We start from the raw sequence: 6003 nt of genomic DNA on the forward strand, positions 1-6003 counted from the left end.
ATGAAGGCCGAGCCCATGATGCCGAACATGTCGGAGACGCCGTTGGCGGCCAGGGTCTCGACGAAGGCTTCCGAGGGGGTCATGGCCTGCGGGCCGGTGGCGACGGTGGCGTCGGTCTTGAGGGCGTCAGGAAGGTGTTCGCTCATGGTGTGTCTCCGATCTACTTATCAAAACGGAACTAATTGTCCCGGAAAACGTTGTTGTATTGAAATGTAGGTCGGTGCTCGGCGAAGGTCAATAGGTAGTTACAATAAACGAGATGATTTGTATCTAAAAGTGAAACTACTCTATGATGAGTCAAAGGCGACCGGCAGGCGCCGCCGCGCGCGCACATGCGTGCCACCGCCAGGACATGACGCAGAGGAGACAGACGTGACGGAATTCGAAACGGATTTAGCGGTGGGCAAGCCAGACAGGATGGTCTCGGTACGCAGCCTGTTTGGCATCGATTCCGGCCTCATGGTGCCGGCCTTCAGCGAACGGGACGATCACGTTCCGGAAATCGACGCGGCCTACCGCTTCAACCCCGAAGTGACGCTGGCGATCCTGGCGGGTTTCACCCGCGACCGCCGCGTGATGGTGCAGGGCCTGCACGGCACCGGCAAGTCGACCCATATCGAACAGGTGGCGGCCCGGCTCAACTGGCCGTGCGTGCGCGTGAATCTCGACGGCCACATCAGCCGGCTCGACCTCGTCGGCAAGGACGCCATCGTGGTGCGCGACGGCCGCCAGGTCACCGAATTCCAGGAAGGCATCGTGCCGTGGGCGCTGCAGCGCCCGGTGGCGCTGATCTTCGACGAATACGACGCAGGCCGCCCGGATGTGATGTTCGTGATCCAGCGCATGCTGGAGCGCGACGGCAAGTTCACGCTGCTGGACCAGAACCGCGTGATCCATCCCCATCCGTCCTTCCGCATGTTCGCCACCACCAACACCGTGGGGCTGGGCAACCTGAACGGCTTGTACCACGGTACCCAGATGTTGAACCACGCGCAGATGGACCGCTGGAACGTGGTGGCCACGCTCAACTACCTGCCGCGCGCGGAAGAAGCCGGCATCGTGCTGGCCCGCGTGCCGGAACTGGCCGACGAGGCCGGGCGCGCGCTGATCGAATCGATGGTGAGCGTGGCCGAACTCACACGCAAGGGTTTTGCCGCCGGCGACCTGTCCACGCTGATGTCGCCGCGCACGGTGATCAGCTGGGCGGAGAACTGCCAGATCTTCCGCGACCCGGCGCTGGCCTTCCGCTTGAGCTTCCTGAACAAATGCGACGACGCCGAGCGTCCGCTCGTGGCTGAATATTTCCAGCGGTGCCTGGGGACCGAGCTGGAGGCAACGCGCGACGACGCGCCGGAGCCGCGCTGATGATCGCGGACCGGCAGGCGGCCCGCCGCGGCCAGCAGCGCGAGGCCCTGTGCGCGGCGGCGGTGCGCGCCCTCACCGGCGATGCCGCGCTGCACTATCGTGACGGCCGCCTGTGCCGCCATCTGCGGCCGTTGCCGTTGCATGCGCCGCACCTGCGCACCGATGCGCAGGACGACTTTACTTCCCAGCGCGGCGCGGCAGACGGGGCCGCTTTGCGCATTGTGCACTCCGCTGTCGACTTGCACCGTCGCTTGTGTCCCGCCGATCCGGTGGAGCGGCTGGTGTTCGAACTGCTGGAGCAACTGCGCTGCGAATCGCTGCTGCCTGCCGGCATGCCGGGCCTGGCGCAGAACCTGCGCCACCGCTTCGAGGCGTGGTCCCGCGCGTTCCATCGCGCCGGCCTGGCCGAGAGCCATCTGGGCATCCTGCTGTACACGCTGGCGCAGATCACGTGGTCGCGGCTGTCAGGCTGGCCGGTGCTGGAAGACACCGAGGACCTGATCGAGGCCACGCGCGCGGCCATCGTGCCGGTGCTGGGCGTGTCGCTGGCAGGCTTGCGCCGCCAGCGCGCGGAGCAAGGCGCGTTTGCCGTGCATGCATTGGAAATGGCGCGGCTGGTGAGCGAGATGCTGCACGCCGAGCGCGCCGGGCGGGCACAGGACGATGCCGGCGACCCGGAAGATGAGGAAGCCGCGCGCGTGGCGTTCTCGCTCGCACTCGGTTTCGAGGACGACGAGTACGAGGCCATGGGGGTTGCGGCCACCGGCAATAGCCGCGTGCTGCACGGCGCCGATCAGGGCTACCGCGCCTACACAACGCGCTATGACCGCGAGATATCGCCGGGATCCCTGGTGCGCAAGGCGCTTCTGGCTGAGTACCGCGAACGCCTCGACCGGCGCATTGCCGAACAAGGCATCAACGTGGCGCGGCTGGCGCGTGCGCTGGCGGCATCGCTCGCCGTGCCGCAGCGCGACGGCTGGTCCTTCGGCGAAGAGGAAGGCCGCATCGACGGCCGCCGCCTCGCGCAACTGGTCAGCTCGCCGGCCGAGCGCCGGCTGTTCCGGCAGGAGCGGCACAAGCTGCAGGCAGACTGCGCGGTGAGCTTCCTGATCGACTGCTCGGGCTCGATGAAGGCGCACATCGAACGGGTTGCGATGATGGTCGATATTCTTGCCCGCGCGCTCGACCAGGCCGGCGTGGCCAGCGAGGTGCTGGGCTTTACCACTGGCGCGTGGAACGGCGGCCGCGCCCGGCTGGACTGGCTGGCCCGGGGCCGGCCCGCGCATCCCGGCCGGCTCAATGAAACCTGTCATATGGTGTTCAAGGACGCCGCCACGAGCTGGCGGCGGGCACGCGCCGATATCGCCGCGCTGTTCAAGGCGGATCTGTTTCGCGAAGGCGTGGACGGCGAGGCGGTCGACTGGGCCTGCGCGCGGCTGCTCGCCAGCGCGCGGGCCCGGCGCATATTGATCGTGATCTCCGACGGCAGTCCGATGGATACGGCTACCGGGCAGGCCAACGATGCGTATTACCTGGACAACCACCTGAAGGACGTGGTGGCGCGGCATGAGACCTTGCGCGACGTGGAGGTGCTGGGTCTTGGCGTCGGGCTGGACCTGAGTCCATACTATCGGCGCTGCCTGGCGCTGGACTTGTCGGTGCCGCCGGATATGCCGGTGTTCGCGGAGATCGTGCGCTGGATTGGCGGACGCTGGTGAGCGTCCACGCAACGTGGGTCGCCGCGTTCTTTCGCATGCCGTACTCTCACGCTTCGCCCAATTGATATCAATGCTATCATTTAAGGGATGGGTTACCGGGAGCATGACATGGCAAATTTGTTGGTCCGCGGCATCGACGATTCACTAGTCCAAAGACTGCGTGAGCAGGCGGCTGCGCATGGACGCAGCGCAGAAGCCGAGCACCGCGAGATTCTGGCACGTGCACTACGTACCACAAAGCGCAAGAGTTTCGCAGAGGTGCTGACGAGTATGCCGAACGTTGGCGAAGACGCAGATTTCGAGCGCGTTGACGACTCGGGCGAGGCCGCGCGTGTATCTGGTTGATACCAGCGTCATCAGTGAGGCGAGGAAGCGCGAGCGCGCAAATAAGGGCGTTCGCGCCTTCTTCCGCAATGCCGTTAAAGACGAGGCTGATTTGTATATGTCAGTCATAACGGTCGGCGAACTACGCCGGGGTGTCGAACTGATCCGGCATCGTGGCGACTCTGCGCAGGCAATGGTCCTGGAAAGCTGGCTGGAGATGGTGCTGCACGAGTTCGCGAACCATATTCTCCCGGTAGACGACGAAATCGCTCAGGTATGGGGCCGACTTCGCGTCCCCCACGCAGAACATGCGCTGGACAAGCTGATTGCCGCGACAGCCCTGATCCACGACCTTACCGTCGTGACTCGCAACGTCGATGACTTCACGGATACCGGGGCTCGATTGTTAAACCCCTTTGATTGACGGGAGGGCGTGACCGGCACGAAGCCCTAAGTGACGAGGTCAATCAGCCCCGGCAGCATCAGGTACCCCCCAATCGCCACCAGCACCCCAAATGCAATCCGCCGCGTTGCCACGCCCGAGAGCGGCGGTGGAAATCGCCGGGCCGCGATCGTAGCCACGGCTACGACAGGTACCGCGAGCGCTGCCTGCAGCCAGATATCGGCACCGAGTTCGCCCTGCCACGCGCTGAACAGCGTGCGCGTGACCGAGGTCGCCGTGAACACAAGAATCAGCGCGCAGCGAATCTCCACCAGCGACAGCGGCTGCCGATAGAACTGGAAGATCAGCGGCGGCCCCGATACACCGAACATGCCACTAAGCAGTCCGCCAAAGATGCCACTGACAAAGAAGCTGCGGTCGCCCGAGCGCCGCTGCAGAGGCGCAGGCCGCAGCGCCGCGCTCAGCCCGCCATATAGCACCACCGCGCCCAGCAGCACCTGCAGGATGCCGGAAGCCGCGCTGCTCAGGTAGTCGAGCATCAACACACCCACCACCACCGAAGGAAGAATCCCCAGCGTGGCCGCGCCCACCGCGCGCCAGTCGATATGGTGCATCTTGCCCGGCAATGCCACCGCGCTGTTGGCCAGCGTCACCAGGCTCACCAGGGTGGCGACGGTAGCCACTGGCGCCAGGCCCAGCCCGCTGGTCGCGCCCATCACGATCATGCCGAGGCCAAAGCCGGTGACTGTCTGGAAATAACTTGCCGCGCCCATCAGCGCGAGCAGCGGCACAAGGTGATCCAGGGTCATGACGAATGCGCGGCCATCGGTGCTTCCGCCTGGCTTGGCGCGGCGGCCTGCGCCTGCACCGCCGTCACGGCGATCACGTAGAAGACATCGTCCGCGCTGCAGCCGCGCGAAAGATCGTTGGCCGGCTTCTGCAGCCCTTGCAGCAAGGGTCCGATCGCCTTGGCGCCGCCCACGCGCTCGGCCAGCTTGTAGGCGATATTGCCGGCCTCCAGGCTGGGAAAGACCAGCACGTTGGCGCGGCCTTCCACCCTGGAGTGCTCGATCTTCTTCCTGGCGATTTCGGCGACGATGGCCGCGTCGAGCTGCACGTCGCCATCGATCGCCAGGCCGGGCCGCTGCTCGGTAACGAGGCGCGTGGCCTCCACCACCTTGTCGACCGCCGCATGCCGGGCGCTGCCGCTGGTGGAGAACGACAGCATCGCCACGCGCGGCGTGTCCATCAACAGGCTTTGCGCGCTGTCCGCCGCCGCCATCGCGATCTCGGCCAGTTCGCCGGCATCGGGGTCCACCACCAGCCCGCAATCGGAAAAAATCAGCCCGCCCTTGAGCGCGTGGAAGGGCTCGCACAGCATCATCAGGAAGAAGCTCGACACCAGYCTGGACGAAGGGTGGATGCCGATGACCTGGATGGCGGTGCGCACCACATCGGCGGTGGTGTGCACCGCGCCGGCCACCGAGCCGTCCGCGTGGCCCAGACGCACCATCAGGTTGGCAAAACACAGGGGCTTGAGCACCTCGCGTTTGGCGTTCTCCAGCGTCATGCCTTTCTTTGCGCGCAGTGCGAAGAGCTTTTGCGCCAGGGACGGCGCGAGTGCGGAGCTGGCCGGATCGATCACGTCCATGCCGGCAAGGTCGATGTCCGCGCCGGCGGCAGCCTGGCGGATGCGTGCAGCATCGCCTGCCAGCACAATGCGGGCGATGCCCTCGCGCGTGGCGCGTTGCGCCGCCTGCAGGATGCGTGGGTCTTCTGCCTCGCACAGCACGATGCGCTGGGGCGTTGCGCGGGCGCGCTCGATAATGCGGTTGATCGCTTTCATGATGGGTATCGCTCGGAATGGAATATGGCCGGAAGCAGCGGACGCCGCCTCCGGCCAGACGTCCGCTGACTGACTGGCTCAGACGTAGTCCTTGTACTTGTCGAGCATGCGCACGGGCTTGGCCAGGGCGTCGCGGCGGAAGGGGTCGCCCAGTTCGCGGGTGCACATGATCTCGATGATGGTGGTTTTGCCGTGGTGCATCTGCAGGTCGATGGCGCGCTTCAATGCGGGGCCCACGTCTTCCAGCTTGTCGACCACGATGCCCTCGGCACCCATGGCGCGGGCGATCTCGGCGAAGCTCTGGTTATCCAGTTCGCCGGCGACGAAGCGGCGGTTGTAGAAGTCGA

Annotated in this window: 7 protein-coding genes; 4 read left to right on the forward strand and 3 right to left on the reverse strand. The window is 65.7% G+C overall.

Annotated elements, in window-relative coordinates:
* The first annotated feature begins 372 nt into the window (after positions 1-372).
* The 4 genes from AC1DQ3_RS36110 to AC1DQ3_RS36125 all read left to right on the forward strand — a co-directional run bounded on the left by AC1DQ3_RS36110 (position 373) and on the right by AC1DQ3_RS36125 (position 3831).
* A complete protein-coding gene (locus AC1DQ3_RS36110) occupies positions 373-1365 on the forward strand; it encodes an AAA family ATPase (protein WP_477124883.1) in 993 nt (330 codons plus the stop codon).
* Positions 1365-3083: a cobaltochelatase CobT-related protein gene (locus AC1DQ3_RS36115; protein ID WP_477124884.1), complete on the forward strand. Its 1719-nt coding sequence runs from the start codon at positions 1365-1367 to the stop codon at positions 3081-3083. The genes AC1DQ3_RS36110 and AC1DQ3_RS36115 overlap by 1 nt, the downstream gene beginning before the upstream one ends.
* Before the next feature lie 108 nt (positions 3084-3191).
* A complete protein-coding gene (locus tag AC1DQ3_RS36120) occupies positions 3192-3428 on the forward strand; it encodes a FitA-like ribbon-helix-helix domain-containing protein (RefSeq protein WP_477124885.1) in 237 nt (78 codons plus the stop codon).
* Positions 3415-3831, forward strand: a complete 417-nt coding sequence (locus AC1DQ3_RS36125) for a PIN domain-containing protein (RefSeq protein ID WP_477124886.1) — start codon at positions 3415-3417, stop codon at positions 3829-3831. The genes AC1DQ3_RS36120 and AC1DQ3_RS36125 overlap by 14 nt, the downstream gene beginning before the upstream one ends.
* A gap of 26 nt (positions 3832-3857) precedes the next feature.
* Here the strand turns inward: AC1DQ3_RS36125 and AC1DQ3_RS36130 are convergent, their stop codons facing one another.
* The 3 genes from AC1DQ3_RS36130 to AC1DQ3_RS36140 form a co-directional block, all read right to left on the reverse strand.
* On the reverse strand, positions 3858-4619 hold the full coding sequence (locus AC1DQ3_RS36130) for a TSUP family transporter (RefSeq protein ID WP_477124887.1): 762 nt from the start codon (positions 4617-4619) through the stop codon (positions 3858-3860).
* Positions 4616-5656: a phosphate acetyltransferase gene (gene pta, locus AC1DQ3_RS36135; RefSeq protein WP_477124888.1), complete on the reverse strand. Its 1041-nt coding sequence runs from the start codon at positions 5654-5656 to the stop codon at positions 4616-4618. Before pta ends, AC1DQ3_RS36130 begins: the two co-directional genes overlap by 4 nt.
* Before the next feature lie 78 nt (positions 5657-5734).
* Positions 5735-6003 (reverse strand): thiamine pyrophosphate-dependent enzyme (locus AC1DQ3_RS36140; RefSeq protein ID WP_477124889.1); only part of this gene is annotated, 269 nt, incomplete at its 5' end.

The organism is Cupriavidus sp. 01T418 (assembly GCF_056398885.1).

What these genes read in the sequence shown, in the direction of transcription:
- AC1DQ3_RS36115 (WP_477124884.1), top strand. Translation starts at nt 1,365, where the DNA reads ATGATCGCGGACCGGCAGGCGGCCCGCCGCGGCCAGCAGCGCGAGGCC.
- AC1DQ3_RS36120 (WP_477124885.1), top strand. Translation starts at nt 3,192, where the DNA reads ATGGCAAATTTGTTGGTCCGCGGCATCGACGATTCACTAGTCCAAAGA.
- AC1DQ3_RS36130 (WP_477124887.1), bottom strand. Translation starts at nt 4,619, where the DNA reads ATGACCCTGGATCACCTTGTGCCGCTGCTCGCGCTGATGGGCGCGGCA.